This window comes from Streptacidiphilus sp. P02-A3a, assembly GCF_014084105.1.
Lineage (GTDB): Bacteria > Actinomycetota > Actinomycetes > Streptomycetales > Streptomycetaceae > Streptacidiphilus.
The window spans coordinates 2662581-2682977 of record NZ_CP048289.1; the positions used below are offsets into that span (position 1 = coordinate 2662581).

Annotated in this window: 17 protein-coding genes and 1 tRNA gene; 12 read left to right on the top strand and 6 right to left on the bottom strand. The window is 72.4% G+C overall.

Features of this window, described 5'->3' with window-relative positions:
- Nucleotides 1-90: 90 nt before the first annotated feature.
- Both GXP74_RS12015 and GXP74_RS12020 read left to right on the top strand, forming a co-directional pair.
- The gene (locus tag GXP74_RS12015; protein ID WP_182451471.1) at nucleotides 91-1482 is read left to right on the top strand and encodes a M20/M25/M40 family metallo-hydrolase; all 1392 of its coding nucleotides are present in this window, start codon (nucleotides 91-93) and stop codon (nucleotides 1480-1482) included.
- Nucleotides 1483-1634: 152 nt separating this feature from the next.
- The gene (locus GXP74_RS12020; RefSeq protein ID WP_225447870.1) at nucleotides 1635-2762 is read left to right on the top strand and encodes an MBL fold metallo-hydrolase; all 1128 of its coding nucleotides are present in this window, start codon (nucleotides 1635-1637) and stop codon (nucleotides 2760-2762) included.
- Between the two features lie 54 nt (nucleotides 2763-2816).
- Here GXP74_RS12020 and GXP74_RS12025 read toward each other — a convergent pair whose 3' ends face one another.
- Nucleotides 2817-3383, bottom strand: a complete 567-nt coding sequence (locus GXP74_RS12025) for an ATP-binding protein (RefSeq protein WP_182451472.1) — start codon at nucleotides 3381-3383, stop codon at nucleotides 2817-2819.
- A 319-nt stretch (nucleotides 3384-3702) separates the two neighbouring features.
- On the opposite strand from GXP74_RS12025, the gene GXP74_RS12030 reads away from it, so the two are divergent.
- From GXP74_RS12030 to GXP74_RS12045, 4 genes are all read left to right on the top strand, one after another.
- Nucleotides 3703-3785 (top strand) — tRNA-Leu (locus tag GXP74_RS12030).
- A gap of 214 nt (nucleotides 3786-3999) precedes the next feature.
- On the top strand, nucleotides 4000-5307 hold the full coding sequence (locus GXP74_RS12035) for a YhgE/Pip domain-containing protein (protein ID WP_182451473.1): 1308 nt from the start codon (nucleotides 4000-4002) through the stop codon (nucleotides 5305-5307).
- A 204-nt stretch (nucleotides 5308-5511) separates the two neighbouring features.
- A complete protein-coding gene (locus tag GXP74_RS12040; RefSeq protein ID WP_182451474.1) occupies nucleotides 5512-6807 on the top strand; it encodes a cyclopropane-fatty-acyl-phospholipid synthase family protein in 1296 nt (431 codons plus the stop codon).
- 267 nt (nucleotides 6808-7074) lie between these two features.
- Entirely contained in the window at nucleotides 7075-8214 is a 1140-nt protein-coding gene (locus GXP74_RS12045; RefSeq protein WP_182451475.1) for a Fic family protein, read from the top strand.
- Between the two features lie 102 nt (nucleotides 8215-8316).
- Here GXP74_RS12045 and GXP74_RS12050 read toward each other — a convergent pair whose 3' ends face one another.
- Nucleotides 8317-9795, bottom strand: a complete 1479-nt coding sequence (locus GXP74_RS12050; protein WP_182451476.1) for an amino acid permease — start codon at nucleotides 9793-9795, stop codon at nucleotides 8317-8319.
- A 183-nt stretch (nucleotides 9796-9978) separates the two neighbouring features.
- Here GXP74_RS12050 and GXP74_RS12055 point away from each other — a divergent pair, with 183 nt between their 5' ends.
- A complete protein-coding gene (locus GXP74_RS12055) occupies nucleotides 9979-10785 on the top strand; it encodes a FadR/GntR family transcriptional regulator (RefSeq protein ID WP_182451477.1) in 807 nt (268 codons plus the stop codon).
- Nucleotides 10713-11474, top strand: coding sequence for a cache domain-containing protein (locus tag GXP74_RS12060; protein ID WP_370468414.1), 762 nt, complete (start codon nucleotides 10713-10715; stop codon nucleotides 11472-11474). Before GXP74_RS12055 ends, GXP74_RS12060 begins: the two co-directional genes overlap by 73 nt.
- Nucleotides 11475-11508: 34 nt before the next feature.
- Here the strand turns inward: GXP74_RS12060 and GXP74_RS12065 are convergent, their stop codons facing one another.
- The 3 genes from GXP74_RS12065 to GXP74_RS12075 all read right to left on the bottom strand — a co-directional run bounded on the left by GXP74_RS12065 (nucleotide 11509) and on the right by GXP74_RS12075 (nucleotide 15983).
- Nucleotides 11509-12657 carry a calcium:proton antiporter gene (locus tag GXP74_RS12065; RefSeq protein ID WP_182451479.1) on the bottom strand — a complete coding sequence of 383 codons (1149 nt, stop codon included), beginning with the start codon at nucleotides 12655-12657 and terminating at the stop codon, nucleotides 11509-11511.
- A gap of 83 nt (nucleotides 12658-12740) precedes the next feature.
- Entirely contained in the window at nucleotides 12741-13664 is a 924-nt protein-coding gene (locus GXP74_RS12070) for an LLM class F420-dependent oxidoreductase (RefSeq protein WP_182451480.1), read from the bottom strand.
- Nucleotides 13665-13748: 84 nt separating this feature from the next.
- Nucleotides 13749-15983 carry a putative Ig domain-containing protein gene (locus tag GXP74_RS12075; RefSeq protein ID WP_182456391.1) on the bottom strand — a complete coding sequence of 745 codons (2235 nt, stop codon included), beginning with the start codon at nucleotides 15981-15983 and terminating at the stop codon, nucleotides 13749-13751.
- A 576-nt stretch (nucleotides 15984-16559) separates the two neighbouring features.
- On the opposite strand from GXP74_RS12075, the gene GXP74_RS12080 reads away from it, so the two are divergent.
- The 4 genes from GXP74_RS12080 to GXP74_RS12090 all read left to right on the top strand — a co-directional run bounded on the left by GXP74_RS12080 (nucleotide 16560) and on the right by GXP74_RS12090 (nucleotide 19446).
- Nucleotides 16560-17300: a dienelactone hydrolase family protein gene (locus tag GXP74_RS12080; RefSeq protein WP_182451481.1), complete on the top strand. Its 741-nt coding sequence runs from the start codon at nucleotides 16560-16562 to the stop codon at nucleotides 17298-17300.
- A 108-nt stretch (nucleotides 17301-17408) separates the two neighbouring features.
- Entirely contained in the window at nucleotides 17409-17492 is an 84-nt protein-coding gene (locus GXP74_RS42085; protein ID WP_370468548.1) for a putative leader peptide, read from the top strand.
- Nucleotides 17493-17652: 160 nt separating this feature from the next.
- Nucleotides 17653-18213: an NADPH-dependent FMN reductase gene (gene ssuE / locus GXP74_RS12085; protein WP_182451482.1), complete on the top strand. Its 561-nt coding sequence runs from the start codon at nucleotides 17653-17655 to the stop codon at nucleotides 18211-18213.
- 129 nt (nucleotides 18214-18342) lie between these two features.
- A complete protein-coding gene (locus GXP74_RS12090; RefSeq protein WP_182451483.1) occupies nucleotides 18343-19446 on the top strand; it encodes an LLM class flavin-dependent oxidoreductase in 1104 nt (367 codons plus the stop codon).
- A 70-nt stretch (nucleotides 19447-19516) separates the two neighbouring features.
- Here GXP74_RS12090 and GXP74_RS12095 read toward each other — a convergent pair whose 3' ends face one another.
- Entirely contained in the window at nucleotides 19517-20149 is a 633-nt protein-coding gene (locus GXP74_RS12095) for a hypothetical protein (protein WP_182451484.1), read from the bottom strand.
- Between the last annotated feature and the right edge of the window lie 248 nt (nucleotides 20150-20397).

A 20397-nucleotide genomic window follows, 5' to 3' on the forward strand; every position in this document is an offset into this window, starting at 1 on the left:
ATCAACTCCTTGAGCGGCCGCCGCTGGGGCATGATCGGGCGCAACCGGGAACGCGGGACGCGGGCCGAGGGCCGAGGAGAGGTCGGGACGATGGTCACAGGCACGGAGACAGGAACGGGCGCGGGCGCGGAGACGGGTGGTGGGAGCGGGGACGGGACGCGCGGTGACGAGGCGGTGCGCTTCACCTCCGAGCTGATCCGGATCGACACCAGCAACCGGGGCGGCGGCGACTGCCGGGAGCGTCCGGCCGCCGAGTACGCGGCCGAGCGGCTGGCCGAGGCCGGGCTCTCGCCGCTGGTGCTGGAGTCCGCGCCGGGCCGGGCGAACGTGGTGGTCCGGATCAGCGGCAGCGAGCCGCGGCTGCCCGCGCTGCTGGTGCACGGCCACCTCGACGTGGTCCCGGCGCAGGCCGAGGACTGGACCGTGCCGCCGTTCAGCGGTGAGATCCGCGACGGCGTGGTGTGGGGGCGCGGCGCCGTCGACATGAAGGGCATGGACGCGATGATGCTCGCCGTCGTCCGGGCCTGGAGCCGGGAGGGGCGCGGGCCGCGCCGCGACGTGGTGCTCTGCTTCACCGCCGACGAGGAGGACAGCGCGGCGGCCGGGGCGGACTGGCTGGTGCGCAACCACGCCGGGCTGTTCGAGGGCTGCACCGAGGCGGTCGGCGAGTCCGGCGGCTACACCGTGCACACCGCCGCCGGGCAGCGGCTCTACCCGGTGGCGGCGGGGGAGCGCGGCACCGGCTGGATGCGGCTGACCGCGCGCGGCACCGCCGGGCACGGCTCCAAGCCGAACCCGGCCAACGCGGTGACCAGGCTGTCCGCCGCGATGACCCGCATCGGCGGGCACGAGTGGCCGGTCCGGATCACCCCGACGGTACGGGCCGCGCTGCTCGCCCTGGGCGAGGCGACCGGGGTGCCGCTGGCCCCGGCCGAGGTCGACGACCCGGCCTTCGACGCCGACGCCTACCTGGCGAAGCTGGACCCGGCGGCGGCCCACCTGGTCGTCGCGAGCCTCCGCAACAGCGCCAACCCGACGGTCCTGCAAGCCGGTTACAAGACCAACGTGATCCCCGGGCTGGCCGTCGGCGAGGTCGACGGGCGGACCCTGCCCGGGCCGGGGCTCGCGGCCGAGTTCGAGGCCGCGATGGACCAGCTCACCGGACCCGACGTGGACTGGTCCTACCTGCACCGGGAGACGGCGCTGACCGCGCCGGTGGACACGCCGCTCTTCGCGGCGATGCGCGCCGCGCTGCTGGCGCACGACCCGGGCGCGGCGGTGGTGCCGTTCTGCATGTCCGGCGGCACCGACGCCAAGCAGTTCTCCCGGCTCGGCATCAGCGGCTACGGCTTCTCGCCGCTGCGGCTGCCGCCCGGCTACGACTTCCAGGGCCTGTTCCACGGGGTGGACGAGCGGGTCCCGACGGACGCGCTGCGGTTCGGCGCGGCGGTGCTGGACGACTTCCTCAGCTCGGTCGGCTGAAGCCCCGCACGGCCGAAGACCGGACGCCGACCGGACGCCGACCGGACGGCCGGCGTCCGGTCGGCCGGGGCTCGGCCACGGGCCGGGGGAACGGTGACCGGCACCGGGCCGTTGAGGGGGTGCGATGCACTGAAACTGAGAGGTTGCGGATGATGCGGCGGGCACGAGCGGGCGCCATCGCGGCGGTCCTGGGCGCGGTCACGGCGGGCGCCGTGGCGGCCTGGGCCGGGCGCGAGGTTCCGGCGGCGATGGGCGGCGACCCCACCAAGGGCGAGCGCGGGGAGCGGCTGCGCCATTCGCCGCGCTACCGGGACGGCGTGTTCCACAACCCGCCGTCCCCGCAGCGCCCGCAGCTGCCCGGGGTCGGCCCGGGCGTGGTCCGGGAACTGCTGTTCGGCAAGCAGCTGCGGCACCCGTCGCGGCCGATCCCGGTGGTCCGCGGGATGATCGGCGACCTCGCGGCGGACCAGGGCCTGGCCGTCACCTGGTTCGGCCACTCGACTGCGCTGCTGGAGATCGAGGGACGTCGGCTGCTGCTCGACCCGGTGTGGAGCGAGCGCTGCTCGCCGTCTCAGGCGGTCGGCCCGCGGCGGCTGCACCAGCCGCCGCTGGCCATCGAGGAGCTGCCCCGGATCGACGCGGTGGTGATCTCCCACGACCACTACGACCACCTGGACATGCACAGCGTCCGGACGCTGGCGCTGACCCAGCCGGACGCCCGGTTCGTGGTCCCGCTGGGCGTGGGCGCGCACCTGGAGCGCTGGGGCGTGGACCTCGCCCGGGTGGACGAGCTCGACTGGGACGAGCAGGCCAAGATCGGCGGCCTGCGCCTGGTCTGCACCCCGGCGAACCACTTCTCCGGCCGGGGCCTGGCCAACAACGGCACGCTGTGGAGCTCCTGGGCGGTCATCGGCGCCGAGCACCGGGTCTTCTACAGCGGTGACTCCGGTTACTTCGACGGCTTCGCCGAGACCGGCGAGGCGCTGGGCCCGTTCGACCTGTCGCTGGTGCAGATCGGCGCGTACAGCGACCACTGGCAGGACATCCACATGACCCCGGAGGAGGGGGTGAGCACCCACCTCGACGTCGACGGCGGACTGCTGGTGCCGGTGCACTGGGGCACCTTCGTACTCGGGCTGCACGACTGGTCCGAGCCGGTGGAGCGGCTGTGCGCGGACGCGGACGCGCGGGGCGTACGGGTGGCGGTGCCGCGCCCGGGGGAGCGGATCGAGGTCACCCGTCCGCCGAAGCTGGACCACTGGTGGCGCGCGGTCGTCTGAGCCCAGGCCCATCGAGCCCGGGCCCAACGCCCGACGAGCGCCCAAGGACAGGGCTCATCCCCACCTGGGGGCGGATGGCCGGGGCGCGGGCGGACGGGCGTCCGCCAGGTCGCCCCGGCCGTCCGGCAGCGGCAGCGAGGACCAGACGATCTTGCCGCCGCCCGGCGTCCGCTCGACGTCGCAGACGCCGCCCGCCTCCAGCGTGATCGCCCGCACCAGCAGCAGTCCACGACCGCCGGTGCGGGCGAAGTCGTTCTCCAGCGGCTGCGGCCGGTACGGGTGGCTGTCCTCCACCGACAGCCGCACCCACCCCGCGCCGATCACCACCTCGACCACGATCTGCGGCGACAGCACCGCCGCGTGCCGGACGGCGTTGGTGACCAGCTCGGAGACGATCAGCAGCAGGCCCTCGACCAGCTCGGCGTACCGCGGGCCGGTCAGCCCCTGGGCGACCAGCAGGTCCCGGACCGCGTGCCGGGCCTGCGGCACCGACAGGTCCACGGCGGGCGCGGCGAACCGCCACACGCCCTCCACCCCCGGCGGCCCGGAGGCGGGGACCGGCGGTCGGGCGGGGACCGGCGCCGGTTCGGGGTCGGGCGGGGCGTCTCCTCGGACGTGCATTCTGGTGCCGCCATCCTCTGTGCGTACGAGCCCGGACGGTCCTCGGACTCCGTCCCGGTCGGCTCATCTGCCATCAGACCGGGAGCAACGCTGTGCATCCGGGCGGATACCCAAAGTGCCCGTTTCTTGGCCTGTGTTGATCGGCTCCGACCGGAGTGGGGCGGCTTTCGGTCGTACTCGGCGGCACCTCGGAAGGCGAATGCTCGCACCCGACCGTCCTGCCCCGCGGCTCCCGGCCGGGGGCGGTCAGCGGCACTCTGTTTCCTTGGTATTCTTTTCCCTGTCAGCGCGACAGCAACACCACGCTGGCACACCCGATGCGCGGGTGGCGGAATGGCAGACGCGCTAGCTTGAGGTGCTAGTGCCCTTCGGGGCGTGGGGGTTCAAGTCCCCCCTCGCGCACACAGTGGTCAACCGACCTCACAGGGCCGGTCAGAGCGACGAGAAGTCGCGCTGACCGGCCCTGTGGCGTTGCGGCTGTGCCGACGTCGGGTCGGCGGTCGGCCGGGGCCGCGTGTCACCGGGGCGAAGCGGGCACAGGGCCACAAAATGACAGGAGTCCGGGCGCGTCCGCCCGCTGAGCCGCTGGTCTGACCGCACAGATGGGAAGTCCCGCATGTCGACCCCCGTGAACCCGCAGGCCCGTCCGCCGAGGATCACCGCGCGGCAGATCCTGGGCAAGTGGCCGGTGTGGGTCTTCCCCTCGGTGCTGGTCACCCTGGTCTCCTTCGGGCTGGCGCTGGTGTACGCGGGCGGCATCGGCAATCCGGTGGGCTCCACCCACCACCTGCCGATCGGCCTGGTCGACCGCGACAGCGGACCGCTGGGCGGGCAGCTGGTGCATGCCATCGCCGACGCGCCGGACCCGCAGCAGCGGGCGAGCTGGCGGATCCTGACCCCCGCGCAGGCGCAGGACAGCTTCGACTCCGGCCACATCTACGGCGCGATCTCGGTACCGGCGAACTTCACCGCCTCGCTGACCAGCATCATCGCCCCCGCGTCGGCGGTCACCTCCACCCGGCAGCCGCAGGTGGCCCTGCTGACCAATCCCGGGGCGGGCAGCCTCGCCTCCTCGCTGGCCACCACCATCGAGCAGACCGCCCTGGCCGCCGCGTCCAAGGCGGTCGGCGCGGATCTGGAGCGGCAGCTGCGGGCCACCGGGGCGACCCCCACGGCCACCCAGGCGATGCTGCTGGCCGACCCGATCACCAGTGTCACCCTCCCCGGGCACGCCCTGGCCACCCGCACCGGCCTGGGCCTGACGGCCTTCTACGTGGCGCTGCTGGCGGTGATGTCGGGGTTCCTCGGCGCCAACATCATCAGCGGCGGGGTGGACTCCGCGCTCGGCTACACGCCGAGTGAGCTGGGTCCGCGCCGCCAGGTCCGCACCGCCGTGCCGATCAGCCGACTGCAGACGCTGATCGTGAAGGCGGTGATGTCCGCCGTGCTGTCGCTGGTGACGGCCACCGCCGTGGTGCTGGCCACGGCGGTGGTGCTGCGGCTGGCGATGCCGCACCTGTTCCTGCTGTGGCTGTTCCTGTTCTGCGCCAGCGCGGTGGTCGGCATCGGCGTGCAGGCGGTGATCGCCGTCTTCGGCGGGCTGGGGCAGGTGGTCAGCATGTTCTTCTTCGTGGCGCTGGCCATCCCCTCGGCCGGAGCCACCATCCCGCTGGAGTCGGTGCCCGGCTTCTACCGGTTCCTGGGCCAGTTCGAGCCGATGCGGCAGATCGGCGGCGGGGTGCGGGCGATCCTCTACTTCGACGCCCGCGCCGACGCCGGGCTGGCGCGTGCCTGGGCGATGCTGGCACTGGGTCTGGTGATCGCCCTGGTCCTGGGTCTCGGTATCACCCACCTCTACGACCGCCGGGGCTACCAGCGGATCCACCCCGCCGACCGGACCCCGGACGGGCCGGAAAGCAACTAGATGCATATAGCAACTTGTGTGTATGGTGCTAGCGGCTTCGACCGCACGGGTGTCCGCGCGTGCCGCACGGCCTCCGCAGGGAATATCCACAGGGTCGGCTGACGTCTCGACTCTGGGGACGCCCCGCCGTGGGGCGGCTCCGACGCTCGTGATGACTCGTGATGGCTCGTGAAAAGGCTCGTGATGATTCGGAGGCTGGTACCAATGGCTCATGCAGCTGGTCGGCTCGCCGCTCTGTTGGGCGAGGTGCTGGGGGGCCCGCTGCCACTACGGCTGCGCGCCTGGGACGGCAGTGAGACCGGACCGGCGGGCACCCCGATCCTGGTCGTCCGCAACCGCCGGGCGCTGCACCGGCTGCTCTGGAAGCCCGGCGAGCTCGGCCTGGCCCGCGCCTGGGTCGCCGGTGACATCGACGTCGAGGGCGACCTGTACGAGGCGCTGAACCGGATGGCACCGGTGGTCTGGCGGCGGGACGACGGGGAGCAGCAGGACCGGATCGGCCTGCGCGACCGGCGAATACTGGGCCTGGCGGGCCGGGTGCTGGCCCTCGCCGGACCGGCCCTGCCGCCGTCGCCCCCACCGGAGGAGGTCGCGCCGCACCGGGGCCCGGCGCACACCGTGCGCACCGACCGGCAGGCGATCAGCCACCACTACGACGTGGGCAACGACTTCTACGCCCGGGTGCTCGGCCCCTCCTTCGTCTACTCCTGCGGCTACTGGCCGGACCCCGAAAGCACCCTGGAGCAGGCGCAGTTCGACAAGCTCGACCTGGTCTGCCGGAAGCTCGCGCTGCGCCCCGGGCAGCGGCTGCTCGACGTCGGCTGCGGCTGGGGCTCGATGGTGCTGCACGCGGCCGAGCACTACGGGGTGAGCGCGGTCGGCGTCACCATCTCGGTCGAGCAGGCCGACCTCGCCCGCAAGCGGGTGGTGGAGGCCGGGTTGACGGACCGGGTGGAGATCAGGGTCCAGGACTACCGGCAGGTCGCCGACGGCCCGTACGACGCGATCTCCTCGATCGGCATGGCCGAGCACGTCGGCTCGGTGGCCTACCGCACCTACGCGGAGCAGCTGTTCACCCTGCTGCGCCCGGGCGGAAGGCTGCTCAACCACCAGATCGCCCGCCGTCCGCGCGATGACGAGTCCACGTACCACATAGACGAGTTCATCGACCGCTACGTCTTCCCCGACGGCGAGCTGCAACCGGTCGGCAGTACCGTGACGCTGCTGGAGCAGGCGGGCTTCGAGGTCCGCGACCTGGAGTCGATCCGCGAGCACTACGCGCTGACGCTGCGTGCCTGGGTGGCCAACCTGGAGCGGAACTGGACCGAGGCGCTGAAACTGGTCACGCCGGGCCGCGCCCGGGTGTGGCGGCTCTACATGGCGGCCTCCGCGCTGGCGTTCGAGCAGAACGCGATCGGTGTCAACCAGGTGCTGGCCGTCCGCACCGCGCCCGGCGGCGTCTCCGGCCTACCCTTGGTCCGTGCTGCCAAAGTGAGTTGACGCAGCGTCAACTCTTGTTCGGAGTAATGATGCTGAGGAGGTGTCGGCGGTCCTGACCTGGGCGTCGAGCTCGCGCCGCGGCCCCGGGTCCAGGCGCTCCAGTACGGGCACGCCGTCGCCGGCCGCCCCCTGGAGCGCCCGCCGCCGACCACCCGGCGGCTGCCTCGCCCTGCTGCCGGGCCCGCTGGTGGTCGGCCTCGGCTCCGGGCCGCGCCCGGCCACGGCGGCATCCGCCCGCCGACCCTACGTGTGTCGTAGTATTGGTGGATGCTGTTCGCCACGCCATCGCTGACGTCCGAGGACCTGCGCGTGATCGCCGAGATCGAGGTGTTCCGGGCGGAGTTCCGGCATCGGCTGGCCGAGCCGCGCCGCTGGGAGGGCCAGTTGCGGCGCTCGCTCACCGCTGCGGCCGTACGCGGGTCGACCCATATCGAGGGCTACACGATCAGCAGCGAGGACGCCGAGACTCTGATCGCCGGGGGTGAGATCTCGCCGGAGACCGGGGACGCCACACGGGACGCGGTCACCGGCTACCGCGACGCCCTGAGCTATATCCAGCGTGCCTCCGGCTTCACACTCTTCACCTGGGACCACACACTGCTGTCGGCGCTGCACTTCATGATGACCCGCACTCACGACGACGTGGGGGCGGGCGCCTACCGCAGCACCGGCGTCTGGGTCTCGGGCGGCCCCAACCGCCCCCCCGTCTACACCGCCCCCGACCCTGACCAGGTCCCCGACCTGATGGCGGAGTTCCTGGACCGGCTCACCGGCGGGGATCCCGACACCCCTGCCGTGGTCCGGGCCTCCATGGCCCACCTGAACCTGGTCTCCATCCACCCCTGGCGTGACGGGAACGGCCGTATGTCCCGCGCTGTCCACACCCTGGTTCTGGCCCGTGACGGCGTGCTCGCCCCTGAGTTCTCCAGCATCGAGGAGTGGTTGGGCGCCGACGACTTCAACACCCGCGAGTACTACGCGGCGCTGCGTACCGTCCAGGGCGGGGCCTGGCAGCCGGACCGGGACGCCCACGCCTGGGTTCGGTTCGCGCTCACGGCACACCACTTGCAGGCGCAGGAGGTCCAGCGCCGCTTCGTGGCCGCCTCCCGGCTGTGGCAGCGGCTGGAGGCCATCGCCGAGCGGCACCGGCTCGACCCGCGCACGGTCTCCGCGCTGTACGCGGCGGCCCACGGCCATCTGCGCCGCACCGGATACCAGGCAGAGGAAGGGCTCACCCGGGACCAGGCCCTGGGCGACCTGCGCGCTCTGCGCGGCCTGGGACTGATCGAGCCGACCGGACACGCGCGCACCCAGCGCTACCTCGGGGGGCCTGCGCTGCGGCAGGCCCGGGGGGAGGTCCATGCCGAGGTGCACGCGGACCTGTATCGCGAGCCCTACCGGAGTTGAGTGGCCGGGACCGGGGCGGCGGCGATCAGGTAGTGGCGGGCGGCGGCGGACACGGGCCCGCCGACCGCTCGGGGGTGCGGTCGACGGGCCGGTTCGGGGGTCTCAGGCGGCCTGGTCGATCTCGGCCACCTGCTCCTTGGGGCGGAAGACCGCCAGGTAGACCAGGCCGACGGCGGCGACGATGCCGACCGACAGCGGGACCAGCCAGCGGTCGAAGAAGCTGCTCCCGTTGGGCGGGGTCTTCACCGAGAGGACGACGATCGCGGTCACCCCGTAGACCAGCCCGGCGATGTTCACCGGCCAGCCCCAGCGTCCGAGCCGGAACGCGCCGGCCGGCTTCCAGCCCTTCGTCCGGCCGATGATGGAGGCCAGCACCACCGACTGGAAGCCGACGTAGATGCCGACCACGGAGAAGGTGATGATGCGGGTCACCGTGGCCGAGGGCAGGAACGCCAGACCGGCCGGGATGATCGCGGTCACCGCGATCGCGGCCGGGGGCATGTGGAAGGTCGGGTGCAGCTTGGACAGCGTCCGGTGGCCGACGATGACGCCGTCGCGGGCGTACGAGTACACCAGCCGGGTCGCCGCCGCCTGGATCGCCAGGGTGCAGGAGACGAAGCCGATCACGATCAGCGCCAGCGCGAACTTGCTGCCGACGCTGCCCAGCGAGGCCGCGAGCACCGCGCCCAGCGGGTCGGCGACCTTGCCGCTGATCACCGCGCCGAAGTCCGGCACCGCCAGTACCAGACCCAGGGTCAGCACCACCGTGGCCACCGCGCCGACGGCGAGGGTCATCCCCATCGCCCGGGGGACCTTCCGGGACGGGTCCTTGACCTCCTCGGCGATGTCTCCGCAGGCCTCGAAGCCGTAGAAGATCCACACCGCGAACAGGCAGGAGGCCAGGAAGGCGCCCAGGTAGCCGCCGGACGCGCCCGCGCCGGAGGTGTGCAGCACCACGCCCAGGCCGTGGTGCCGGTGGAAGAACAGCAGGTAGAGGCCCAGCCCAAGGGTGCCCAGGACCTCGGCGGCGACCCCGATGTTGGCGACGAAGGCCAACCGCCGCACGCCGAGCAGGTTCACCCCCGCGCACAGCAGGATCACCACCACGGTGGTGGCCACGGTGCTGGCGTGGTCCACCGGGTAGCCGAACAGCGGGCCCGCGTAGGTGGAGATCGGGTACGCCACCGAGGCGATGGTGACCAGCAGCGCCCAGGTGTACATCCAGCCCGACATCCAAGCGTACTTCGGGCCGACCAGGCGCTTCGCCCACTGGTAGATGCCGCCCGCCAGCGGGTACTGCGAGGACACCTCGGCGAAGGCCAGCAGCACCAGTCCCTGGCCGACCAGGACCAGCGGGATGGTCCAGAAGAAGGAGGGCCCGCCGGTGGAGAGACCGTAGTCGAACACGGAGTACACGCCGACCAGGGGCGAGAGGTAGGTGAAGCCGACGGCGAAGTTGGACCACAGGCCGAGTGCCCGGGTGAGCCGCTGGCTGTAGCCGAGTGCGGCCAACTGGGCCGTGTCCGCCGCGTCCTGGGCGTCCTCGACACCGGGGGCGTCGTCGGGGGGTGCGAGTGACATCGGTGAGCCTTTCGCGGAGCCGGGGGAGCGTGAAGGAAACATATGAATCCATAGGTCATATGGCAATGGTTGACTCTCTGTGAGATCGATCTGTGATGGGATGGGGTCGTCAGCAGCGCGTCCACCGCGGGCAGTAGCCCCTCGGACGCCGACAGCCGAAGGCCGACGGGAGGGCGGGCACCGGTGCACCAGCTCTCCAGCGCCGCCCGTCGGGCGATCTTCGCGCCGCTCGACACCGAGGCCAGGGTCGAGGCCGTGGTCCGCCGCCTCGGCGACGCCATCGCCCTCGGGCTGCTCGCCGACGGCGAGCAACTGCCCGGCGAGAGCGACCTGGCCGGACGCCTCAGCGTGTCCACGGTGACCCTGCGCGAGGCGCTGATGGCCCTGCGGCAGCAGGGGCTGGTCGCCACCAGGCGCGGCCGGGGCGGCGGAACGTTCGTCCAGGCCCCCGCCGACACCCGGCAGGAGCGCCTGCGGCAGCGGCTGCTCGCGTACACCCTGGAGGAGCTGCGGGACCTGGCCGACCACTACGCGACCGTCGCCGGGGGCACCGCCAGGCTCGCCGCCGAACGCGCCGACTCCTGCGACCTGGACGCCCCGCGCCGCTCGCTGCGGGAGTTCGCTGCCGCCGGGGACGCCGCCGCCCGGGCCCGGGTGGACGGCCGCTTCCACGTCGAGATCGCCGCCGCCGCCCAGTCCGCCCGGCTCACCCGCGAGGAGATCCGTTTCCAGACCGAGCTCGGACCACTACTGTGTCTCCCGTTCGCGGCGGAGCAGGCCCACCGCACCGCCGACACGCAGCACCGGGCCCTGCTCGACGCCATCGCCGACGGCGACGGCGAGCGTGCCCGCGCCCTGGCCGAGCAGCACGTCCGGGACGGGCTGCGGCACCTCATCGAACGGCGACTGGACGGCACATGGCAGACGGATCCGCAGGCACCGCAGGTCGACCGGCCGCAGCCGTCGCAGACGCCGCAGCCGTCGCGGTGAGCCGGGTCGGCGAGACGCTGGAGGGCGTCTTCGCCACCGTCGCCGCCACCGCCGCGCAGTCCGCCGCGCTGCTCGCCGAACTCCGCCCACTGGGGCGGCGACCGGTCACCGCCGACCTGGCCCGGCTGCGCCCGGCACTGTGCGAGCGGCTGTCCCGGCACGCCGGACTGGTCTCCGGCACCGGCTTCGTCGCCGCCCCCGGCCTGCTGGCCGACGTCCCCGCGGGGCTGGAGTGGTGGCAGGCCGGCAGTGACGGCCGGGCCCAGCCGATGCTGCTGGACCTGGACCCGGCGACGTCCGCCTACGCCGACTACACCCACTGGGAGTGGTACGCGCTGCCCCGGGCGACCGGGCGGCGCGCCGTCTCCGGCCCCTACGTCGACTACCTCTGCACCGACGAGTACACGATCACCCTGTCCGCGCCGGTGCTGCTGGACGGCGGCTTCGCCGGGGTGGCCGCCGCCGACGTCTACCTGCGGCACTTCGAGGACGCGGTCGGCCCGGCGCTGCGGCGGGTCGACGGCCCGGCGTACCTGGTCAATCCGCGCGGCCGGGTGGCCGCCTCCAACCATGCCTCACGGCTGGCGGGCTCCCTGGTGAAGGGACTTGACGCGGCGTCAGTGCGGGGCGAGGTCAGCCTGCACGACTGCGGGGCGATCCCGCTGACGCTGGTCACAGAACTGACGTAGCGTCAACTTCCTTGTGCGGCACCGGCCCACCCGGCTACGGCTTGATCGCCAGGAACACGAAGGCCGCCAACAGCACCAGGTGGATGCCGCCCTGGAGCCGGGTCGCCCGGCCGGGGACCACGGTCAGGATGCTCACCGCCACCGTCAGCGTCAGCAGCACCAGTTGGGTCGAGCCCAGGCCGAGTTCCAGCGGACCCTTCAGCCAGATGGTGGCGACCGCGATCGACGGAATGGTCAACCCGATACTGGCCATCGCCGAGCCGTAGCCGAGGTTGAGGCTGATCTGGACCTGCTCGCGGCGGGCGGCCCGGACCGCCGCCAGCGTCTCCGGGGCGAGCACCAGCAGCGCGATCACCACGCCCACGAAGGACGGGGGAGCGCCGGCCGCCTTGACCGCCGACTCGATCGAGTGCGACTCGACCTTCGCCAGGCCGACCACGTCCACCAGCGCCACCAGCAGCAGTCCGAGGCTGAACAGCGCGGCCCGCGCGCTCGGCGAGGAGGAGTGGCCCTCCTCCCGCCGGGTGGGCGTGGAGCCGCTCTCGGCGGGCGGGACGGTGGCGGTGGTGGGCACGCCGGTCCCGCCGGTGGGCACCGGGAGGAAGTTGCCGCGGTGGCGACCGGTCTGGGTGGACACGAACATCGCGTAGAGCGCGATCGAGGCCAACGCGGCGAAGCTCAGCTGGGCGGGCGAGAACTCGGGCCCCGGGGTGCTGGTGAAGGTCGGCAGCACCAGGCTCAGCGCGCTCAGGGTGGCCACGGTGGCCAGCGCCGCGCCGGTGCCCTCCGGGTTGAAGACCGCGACGCCGAACCGCTGCGCCCCGGTGAGCAGCGAGAGGCCGACGATCCCGTTGGTGGTGATCATGACGGCGGCGAAGACGGTGTCCCGGGCGAGCGAGGCGGCCCCCGACTCGCCGCTGATCATCAACGTGACGATCAGCGCCACCTCGATCACGGTGACCGCGATCGCCAGGACCAGCGAGCCGAAGGGCTCGCCGACCCGTTCCGCGACCACCTCGGCGTGGTGCACGGCCGCCAGCACCGCGAACCCCAGCACCACCGCCAGCAGGACCGCCAGCCAGACGGCGATGTGGTGTCCGAAGGTCAGCAGCAGCACCACCAGGGCGATCGGCGGTGCGAGCACGGTCCAGGACTGCCACCAGGGGCGAGGGGTGTCGGACATGGCCCAACACTGACATATGGGGGAAGGTATTCCATATATTCCACGCCCGCCGGTGGCTCGACCCGTCCGCGGCCGACCCGGCGTCAGCCCAGCTGCGGGCGTACCCGTTCGGCGATCAGGGCCAGGTGGTCCAGGTCGTCCAGGTCCAGAACCTGCAGGTAGATCCGCTCCGAGCCGATCTCGGCGTAGCGCGCCAGCTTCTCGGCGGCCTCGTCCGGGGTCCCGGCGACGCCGTTGGCCTTCAGGTCCTCGACCGAGCGGCCGATCGCCTCGGCCCGGCGGGCCACCTCCGCGTCGTCCTTGCCGACGCAGACCACCAGGGCGCTGGAGTACACCAGCTCGGACGGCTTGCGTCCGGCCTCGGCGACCGCCGCCCGGACCCGGGCGATCTGCGCCGCGCTGTCCTCGACCGACAGGAACGGCAGGTTGAACTCGTCGGCGAAGCGCGCCGCCAGCGCCGGGGTGCGGCTCGGGCCGCCGCCGCCGATCAGGATCGGCACGTGCGCCTGCGCGGGCTTGGGCAGGGCGGGGGAGTCCCGCAGCGTGTAGTACCGGCCGTCGAAGTCGAAGGTCTCGCCGAGCGGCGTGTTCCACAGGCCGGTGACGATGGCCAGCTGCTCCTCCAGGCGGCCGATCTTCGCCTGCGGGAAGGGAATGCCGTAGGCAGTGTGCTCGGCCTCGTACCAGCCGGCGCCGAGGCCCAGCTCGATCCGGCCGCCGGACATCTGGTCCACCTGGGCGACCTGGATGGCGAGCACGCCGGGCAGCCGGAAGGTGGCCGCGCTCATCAGCGTGCCGAGGCGGATCCGGGAGGTCTCCCGGGCGATCCCGGCGAGGGTGATCCAGGCGTCGGTGGGGCCGGGCAGGCCGTCCGCGTCGCCCATGCTCAGGTAGTGGTCGGAGCGGAAGAAGGCGCTGTAGTCCAGGTCCTCGGCGGCCCTGGCCACGCGCAGCAGCGTGTCGTAGGAGGCACCCTGCTGGGGCTCGGTGAAGATGCGCAGATCCATGCCGCCCATCCTGCCAGCCGGACCCGCGCAGCCGAACGGCCCCGGCCGCTGGAGGCGACCGGGACCGTTGCTACCGGGTGGGCGTCAGGAGACGTTCAGCGCGGTGTCGTCCAGCACGAAGCTGGTCTGCAGGGTGGAGTCCTCGGCGCCGATGAACTTCAGCGTCACGGTCTTGCCGATGTACGGGGCGAGGCTGAAGGAGTGCTGGGTGTAGCCGCTCGCCGCGTTCAGGTTGGAGTAGGTGGTGAGCACCGTGGTGGTGGAGCCGCTGACCACCTCGACCTTGAGGGTGTCGTAGGCGGTGGTCTTCGAGGTCTCCGCCGTGTCGATGTGCAGCCAGAACGAGTAGGCCGCGTTGACGCAGGTGGAGGGGATGGTCACGGGCTGGGACAGGGTGTCCGTGTGGGTGGTGCCGTAGCCGTCGAGCCAGGCGTCCCAGCTGCCTGAGTGGGCGGGCTCGTCGGTGGTGTCGTTGTTGATGACGCCGGAGCTCGCGGTCCAGGGGGCGGCGGTGCCGGTCTCGAAGCCGGGGTTGCCGATCAGCTGGGCGGCGGTGCAGCCGCCGGTGGCGGAGCTGACGGTCCAGCTGAAGCTGGTGCTGCCGGTGGCGCCGGTGGTGTCCTTGGCGGTCACGGTGACCGAGGAGGTGGCGGCGGCGGTCGGGGTGCCGGAGATCAGGCCGGTGGAGGCGTTGATCGACAGCCCGGCCGGGAGGCCGGTGGCGCTGTAGGTCAGGGTCTGGCCGGAGGCCGAGTCGCTGGCGCTGATCTGCAGCGAGGCGGCGGTGCCGACGGTGCCGGTCTGGCTGCCGGGGTTGGACACCGTCACCGTGTTGCCGGTGGCGGAGTTGACCGTCCAGCTGAAGCTGGTGCTGCCGGTGGCGCCGGTGGTGTCCTTGGCGGTCACGGTGACCGAGGAGCTGCCGCTGGCGGTCGGGGTGCCGGAGATCAGGCCGGTGGAGGCGTTGATCGACAGCCCGGCCGGGAGGCCGGTGGCGCTGTAGGTCAGGGTCTGGCCGGAGGCCGAGTCGCTGGCGCTGATCTGCAGCGAGGCGGCGGTGCCGACGGTGCCGGTCTGGCTACCCGGGTTGGACACCGTCACCGTGTTGCCGGTGCTGGAGCCGCTGGAGAAGGCGGTGGTGCCGTCCGGGGTGCCCAGACCGGTCGGGCCGTCGTAGCCGACCTCGGCCGTGCACAGGTAGGCCGGGGAGCAGCTGGCGGTCGAGCCGCTGGTCACGTCGTACAGCGACGAGGTGTGGGCGTACAGGTAGGACGCCGGGACGGTGTTCGCGGCCGGGGTGCCGGCCAGCGCGTAGACCGAGGCGATCAGCGGCGAGGCGACCGAGGTCCCGCCGTAGACGTTCCAGCCGCCGTTGCCGTTGTAGGTGTCGTAGACCGCGACGCCGGTGGCCGGGTCGGCGACCGCCGAGACGTCCGCGACGGTGCGCTTGGAGCAGCCGGTGTCCTTCTGCCAGGTCGGCTTCGCGTCGTCGGCGGAGCAGCCGGAGCCGGCGCCCTCACTGGACGAGGTGGACCAGACCGACTCGGTCCAGCCGCGCGTGTTGGAGGCGGTGGACAGCGAGGTCCCGCCGACGGCGGTGACGTACTGCGAGGCCGCCGGGTACTCGACGCCGTAGCCGCTGTCACCGGAGGAGGCGGTCACCGCGACACCCGGGTGGTCGTAGTACTCGGAGTCGTAGGTGCTGTCGTTCGACGCCTCGGAGCCGCCGTAGCTGTTGGAGACGAACTTGGCGCCCAGGGAGACGGCCGCGTTCACGCCGGCGCCCAGGTCGTCGTTGCTCTCCGAGCTGGCCTCGACCAGGATGATGTGGCAGTTCGGGCAGATCGCCGAGATCATGTCGACGTCCAGCGATTCCTCGCCGGTCCAGTCGTCGTCCGACGGCGCGGGCGAGGGCAGCGGGCTGGTCGCGCCCTCCTCGTTGACCTTGCTGAAGCAGCCGTTGGCGGTGGTGCAGGCCGGCAGCCCGTACTGGCTGCGGTAGACCGCGAGGTCGCTGGCCGCGTTCGGGTCGTCGAAGGCGTCAACGACGGCCACGGTCTGGCCGGTGCCGTCGGCGGCGGCGGCCGAGGCCAGGTTGTACGCGGACTGAAGCTGGGTCGGGCCGTAGCCGGACACCGTCGCCGAGGGCTGGACCGCCCCGTCGGAGGCCTTGTGCGCCAGTTGCGGCGTGACGTCCGTGCGGATCAGCGCGTTGCAGGAGGAGTAGCCGACCGGCGCGGCAGGACACGCCTGGCGGTAGTCCGTGGTGTGGCTGGTGGCGGCTGTCGCCGGGACGGCGGACGCGGCCAGGCCGAACATGGCCAGGGTGGCCGCCGACGCGGCGGCGGCCACGATCCTGCGGAGTCCGTATCTGAGCCCGGACGGGTTGGGGGTATGCAACGAACGGCCCTCCCATGAGGGGGTGAGGGACGGCGCGAGGGTAACCGTGGCGGGTGCCAGGGCTGCGCCGAACCGGAATCGAGGGAACGCGTGCGCGTGCGTTGGAGCTCTGGCTGCGCCTTGCCGGGAGACGGTGCCGGGCCGTGGAGCGCGGATGGCCCGATATCGCCATACATGGACATGACAGTCGGGTACGCAGACTGTCACCACGGTTGGTGGTGTCCGGAGAGACGAACATAGCGAAGCCGTATCGGGCGCGGCAAGGGCTCAAAGGATCCCAACAGAAACGGGCACAATCAGGGACACTGCGGCCGAGTCGACGGTCCGTCAGCTGACCTGGGGCGACGCCGTGCCGACCGGTGCGGGAATTCCCGGATCCGGCTGCGGGTGCCGATACTGGTCGGTAGCATGTCGCTGCGTCCCGATCGCGACATCCGGTACGCGTCCAGTGCCAGATCCGGCGCGCGTCCGGCGCGATATCCAGGAAGGCCGCTGATGGCCGAGGTCGATCTCTCCGCGCTCGCGCGGGCGCGGGGCGGTTCCCAGCGGTTGGCCGGCCGCCTCGCCCGTCCGGCCGGTGAAGGCCCCTGGCCGGGCGTGGTGATGCTGCACGAGGCCTTCGGCATCGACGAGGTGATGAACCGTCAGGTGGAGCGGCTGGCGCGCGCGGGTTACCTGACGCTGATGCCCGACCTCTACAGCGACGGCGGGGCCCGGCGCTGCCTGGTCTCCACACTGCGGGCGATGGGCTCCGGCCGGGGCCGCGCCTACGCCGACATCGAGGCCTCCCGGCAGTGGCTGCTCGACCAGCCGGACTGCACCGGCCGGGTGGGCGTGCTCGGCTTCTGCATGGGCGGCGGGTTCGCGCTGATGACCGTCGGCACCGGGTTCGACGCCGCCTCGTCCAACTACGGCATGCTCCCCAAGGACCTGGACCGGGCGCTCGCCGACTCCTGCCCGGTGGTCCTCTCCTACGGCGGCCGGGACCTCGGCCTGCGCGGCGCCACCGCGAAGCTGGAGTCCGCCCTGGAACGGGCCGGGGTCGTCCACGACAGCAAGGAGTACCCCAGCGCCGGGCACAGCTTCCTCAACGACGGAGAGGTCGGCCCCCGGGTGCTGCGCCCGCTGCTGCGGGTGGCCGGGGTCGGACCCGAGCCGGAGGCCGCCGCCGACGCCTGGCGGCGCATCGAGGCGTTCTTCGCCGAGCACCTGGGCGGCCCGGTCGACGCCGGGTGACGGCCGGTGACGGCGTGGTCCACGACCTCCGGTGCATGACATCCAGTGCATGAGATGCGCAAGGGTTTCCTTGACGAGCGGTTTTGGGTGCTGCTTCAATCGGTTTCTATGAATGCGCGACAGCACCTCACGCGGCGGCGACATGTCGACCTCGCCCGCGTCTCCAGCGCGTTCTGTTGCTGCGGAGCCTGAGGGCGTCTTCCCCCCTCCTCCGAGTTTCCCGCAGAGCCCCCCTGTCTGATGACGCGCACGGGCCTGCTCTGTATCCGCCGTACCCGTCTCCACACCGTCGCGCGGCCGCAGGCCGTCCTGCCCCCGCCGACCGCAGCAACAGACCCGAAATGAGGGCCCCATGGCCACCGTCCTTTCCGTCTCCGGAAGCCCCTCCGCCACCTCCCGAACCGCTCGGCTGCTGCGCCACCTGGACGCCAGGCTGATAGCCCAGGGTCACACCGTCATTCCGCTGGACGTCCGGACGCTGCCCGCCGAGGCCCTGCTCGGGGCCGACTTCGGACACCCGGCCATCGTCCGCGCCACCGAGCTGTTCGCCCAGGCCGACGGCGTGGTCATCGGCACCCCCGTCTACAAGGCCGCCTACTCGGGACTGCTGAAGTCCCTGCTGGACCTGCTGCCGCAGTACGCGTTGTCCGGCAAGACCGTGCTGCCGCTGGCCACCGGCGGTTCCACGGCGCACGTGCTGGCGATCGACTACGCGCTGCGGCCGGTGCTCTCCTCGATGGGCCCCAAGCACATCGTCCAGGGCTGGTTCGTGCTCGACCGCCACATCACCGTCAACCCGGACGGCGAGGTCACCCTGGAGCCGGGCACCGGGGAGTCGCTGGGGCAGATCGTCGACCAGTTCTCGGAGGCCCTCACCGGCCACTACAGCCACGTTCTCGCAGCCGCTAGCTGACCAATCGTCACCATTTATCTGACATAGCGTCATCCGCTCCCAGGGGTACCGGGGCCTGCCGCTCCGCGGCGCCGGACCTTAGGTCAGCCATGCCCGCACGCCCTCCCGCAGCACCAGAAAGGCCGCACCATGCCCGTGGAGTTCCTTGGCATCGCCGCCACCAACGACGGTTCGGAGACCAACCCCCGCAGCGGAGGCGCCTTCGACAAGGAGTACACGCTTCGACTCGCCCGGGCCCACGAGGACCACGGCTGGGACCGGGTCCTGTTCGCGTACGGTTCCGGATCGCCCGAACCGGGCAGCGCCGCCGCGTACATCGCGGCCCACACCACCCGGTTGCAGATCCTGCTGGCGCACCGGCCCAACGTCTCCTATCCGACCTTCGCGGCCAAGGAGTTCGCCACCCTCGACCAGATCAGCGACGGTCGGCTCACGGTGCACTTCATCACCGGTGGCAACGACCACGAGCAGCAGCGCGAGGGCGACTTCCTGACCAAGGACCAGCGGTACGCGCGGACCCGGGAGTACATCGAGATCGTGCAGCGGGCCTGGACCTCCCGCGAGCCCTTCGACCACGAGGGCGAGTACTACCGCTTCAACGACTTCGTCAGCGACGTGGCGCCGGTGCAGCAGCCCCGTCCGGACGTCTCCTTCGGCGGTTCCTCGGCGGCGGCCTACGCGGCCGGGGGCGCGGTTGCCGACATCTACGCGCTGTGGGGCGAGCCGCTCGCGGAGACGGCCAAGCAGATCGAGGCGGTCCGGGCGGCCGCCGCGGCGGCCGGGCGGACCACCCCGCCCCGGATCCAGGTGGCCTTCCGCCCGATCATCGCCCCCACCGAGGAGTTGGCCTGGGAGAAGGCGCACCGCACCGTCGCCGCCATCAACGCCCGCAAGGAGAGCGGCGCCTGGGCCCGCCGCGGCAACGGCGCGCCGGAGAACGCCGGTTCGCAGCGGCTGGTGGCGATCGCCGGTCAGGGCGAGCGCTACGACCGCGCGCTGTGGACCCCGACCGCCGCCGCGACCGGTGGCGCGGGCAACTCCAACGCCCTGGTCGGCACGCCGGAGACGGTCGCCCAGGCGCTGCTCGACTACTACGACCTCGGTGTCGACATCCTCTCGGCCCGGGGCTACGACCTGCTCGGCGACGCCATCGACTTCGGCCGGTACGTCATCCCGCTGGTCCGCGAGGAGGTCGCCAAGCGCGACGCCGAGCGGGCGGCCAAGGCCGGCTGACCGCCGGACGACCGGAACGGCGTGAGCCGCAGCCCGTCGGCTGCGGCTCACGCCGTTCTTCCGTGCCCGGTCAGACCGGCGCGGCCACCCCGAGCGAGGTGACGGTGCCGGTGACCACGGCCACGGTGTCGGTGGCCACCGAGGTCAGCGCGGTCTGGACCTGCGCCGGGTCCTTCGTGGAGACCGCCGCGACCAGCGCCGTGGCGTCGGTCTGCAGCTTGGCCAGCGCGTTCTGCAGCACGCTGGTCGCGTTCGACGGATCCGGCGCCGGTACCGGCAGTGGCAGCCCCTTGCCGAGGCCCGGCACCCGCTGCGCGCCGGGCCGCTCGGCGGTCTGCGCGCCGGGCCGCTCGGCGGGCGAGCCCACCGGCAGTGCGGGCGCCGCCGGGGCCGCGCTGGACAGGGTCTGCTCCGCCGCCGCCAGCGAGGTGAGCTTGGCCTGCAGGTCGGTGGCGGACGGGGCCGGGCTGGTCGCGGTGGCCGCCGCCGCGAGGGCGCCCACCAGCTGGGTGACGCCGCCGAGGGCGCCGAGGGTCTGCAAGGTCGAGGCCGGACTGGCCGCGGGCACCGGCAGGGCCGGCTTGCCACTGGCCAACGGGGCGGCCGGAGCGGCGGCCTGAGCGGTGGTGCCGAGAGTTCCCGCGGTCACGGCCGCTGCCATGGCGAGGCTGGTGACCAGGACCCGGGTGTGGTGCAACGACATGCTTCTACCTTCGTTCCAACAGTGAATCGGGTGATACGTGGATCACCGTCACCCGCTGGTTGACGCTCCGCAACAGCACGCATCCATCCGGTAGTCGCGACTACGGTGGGTCACCGCGTCTCGGGGAGGATGGACGGTTTTTTGCGGCAAAAGCTGCAAGAATTTCGGTGTATCACAGAAGCATTGCGTTCAAATGTCATGCTCGCTACGATCCGTCGCAGTGAAACCCCCTGCGGCGGGCCCAGACC

What these genes read in the sequence shown, in the direction of transcription:
- GXP74_RS12015 (WP_182451471.1), top strand. Translation starts at nt 91, where the DNA reads ATGGTCACAGGCACGGAGACAGGAACGGGCGCGGGCGCGGAGACGGGT.
- GXP74_RS12020 (WP_225447870.1), top strand. Translation starts at nt 1,635, where the DNA reads ATGCGGCGGGCACGAGCGGGCGCCATCGCGGCGGTCCTGGGCGCGGTC.
- GXP74_RS12025 (WP_182451472.1), bottom strand. Translation starts at nt 3,383, where the DNA reads ATGCACGTCCGAGGAGACGCCCCGCCCGACCCCGAACCGGCGCCGGTC.
- GXP74_RS12035 (WP_182451473.1), top strand. Translation starts at nt 4,000, where the DNA reads ATGTCGACCCCCGTGAACCCGCAGGCCCGTCCGCCGAGGATCACCGCG.
- GXP74_RS12040 (WP_182451474.1), top strand. Translation starts at nt 5,512, where the DNA reads ATGGCTCATGCAGCTGGTCGGCTCGCCGCTCTGTTGGGCGAGGTGCTG.
- GXP74_RS12045 (WP_182451475.1), top strand. Translation starts at nt 7,075, where the DNA reads ATGCTGTTCGCCACGCCATCGCTGACGTCCGAGGACCTGCGCGTGATC.
- GXP74_RS12050 (WP_182451476.1), bottom strand. Translation starts at nt 9,795, where the DNA reads ATGTCACTCGCACCCCCCGACGACGCCCCCGGTGTCGAGGACGCCCAG.
- GXP74_RS12060 (WP_370468414.1), top strand. Translation starts at nt 10,713, where the DNA reads ATGGCAGACGGATCCGCAGGCACCGCAGGTCGACCGGCCGCAGCCGTC.
- GXP74_RS12065 (WP_182451479.1), bottom strand. Translation starts at nt 12,657, where the DNA reads ATGTCCGACACCCCTCGCCCCTGGTGGCAGTCCTGGACCGTGCTCGCA.
- GXP74_RS12070 (WP_182451480.1), bottom strand. Translation starts at nt 13,664, where the DNA reads ATGGATCTGCGCATCTTCACCGAGCCCCAGCAGGGTGCCTCCTACGAC.
- GXP74_RS12075 (WP_182456391.1), bottom strand. Translation starts at nt 15,983, where the DNA reads ATGTTCGGCCTGGCCGCGTCCGCCGTCCCGGCGACAGCCGCCACCAGC.
- GXP74_RS12080 (WP_182451481.1), top strand. Translation starts at nt 16,560, where the DNA reads ATGGCCGAGGTCGATCTCTCCGCGCTCGCGCGGGCGCGGGGCGGTTCC.
- GXP74_RS42085 (WP_370468548.1), top strand. Translation starts at nt 17,409, where the DNA reads ATGAATGCGCGACAGCACCTCACGCGGCGGCGACATGTCGACCTCGCC.
- ssuE (WP_182451482.1), top strand. Translation starts at nt 17,653, where the DNA reads ATGGCCACCGTCCTTTCCGTCTCCGGAAGCCCCTCCGCCACCTCCCGA.
- GXP74_RS12090 (WP_182451483.1), top strand. Translation starts at nt 18,343, where the DNA reads ATGCCCGTGGAGTTCCTTGGCATCGCCGCCACCAACGACGGTTCGGAG.
- GXP74_RS12095 (WP_182451484.1), bottom strand. Translation starts at nt 20,149, where the DNA reads ATGTCGTTGCACCACACCCGGGTCCTGGTCACCAGCCTCGCCATGGCA.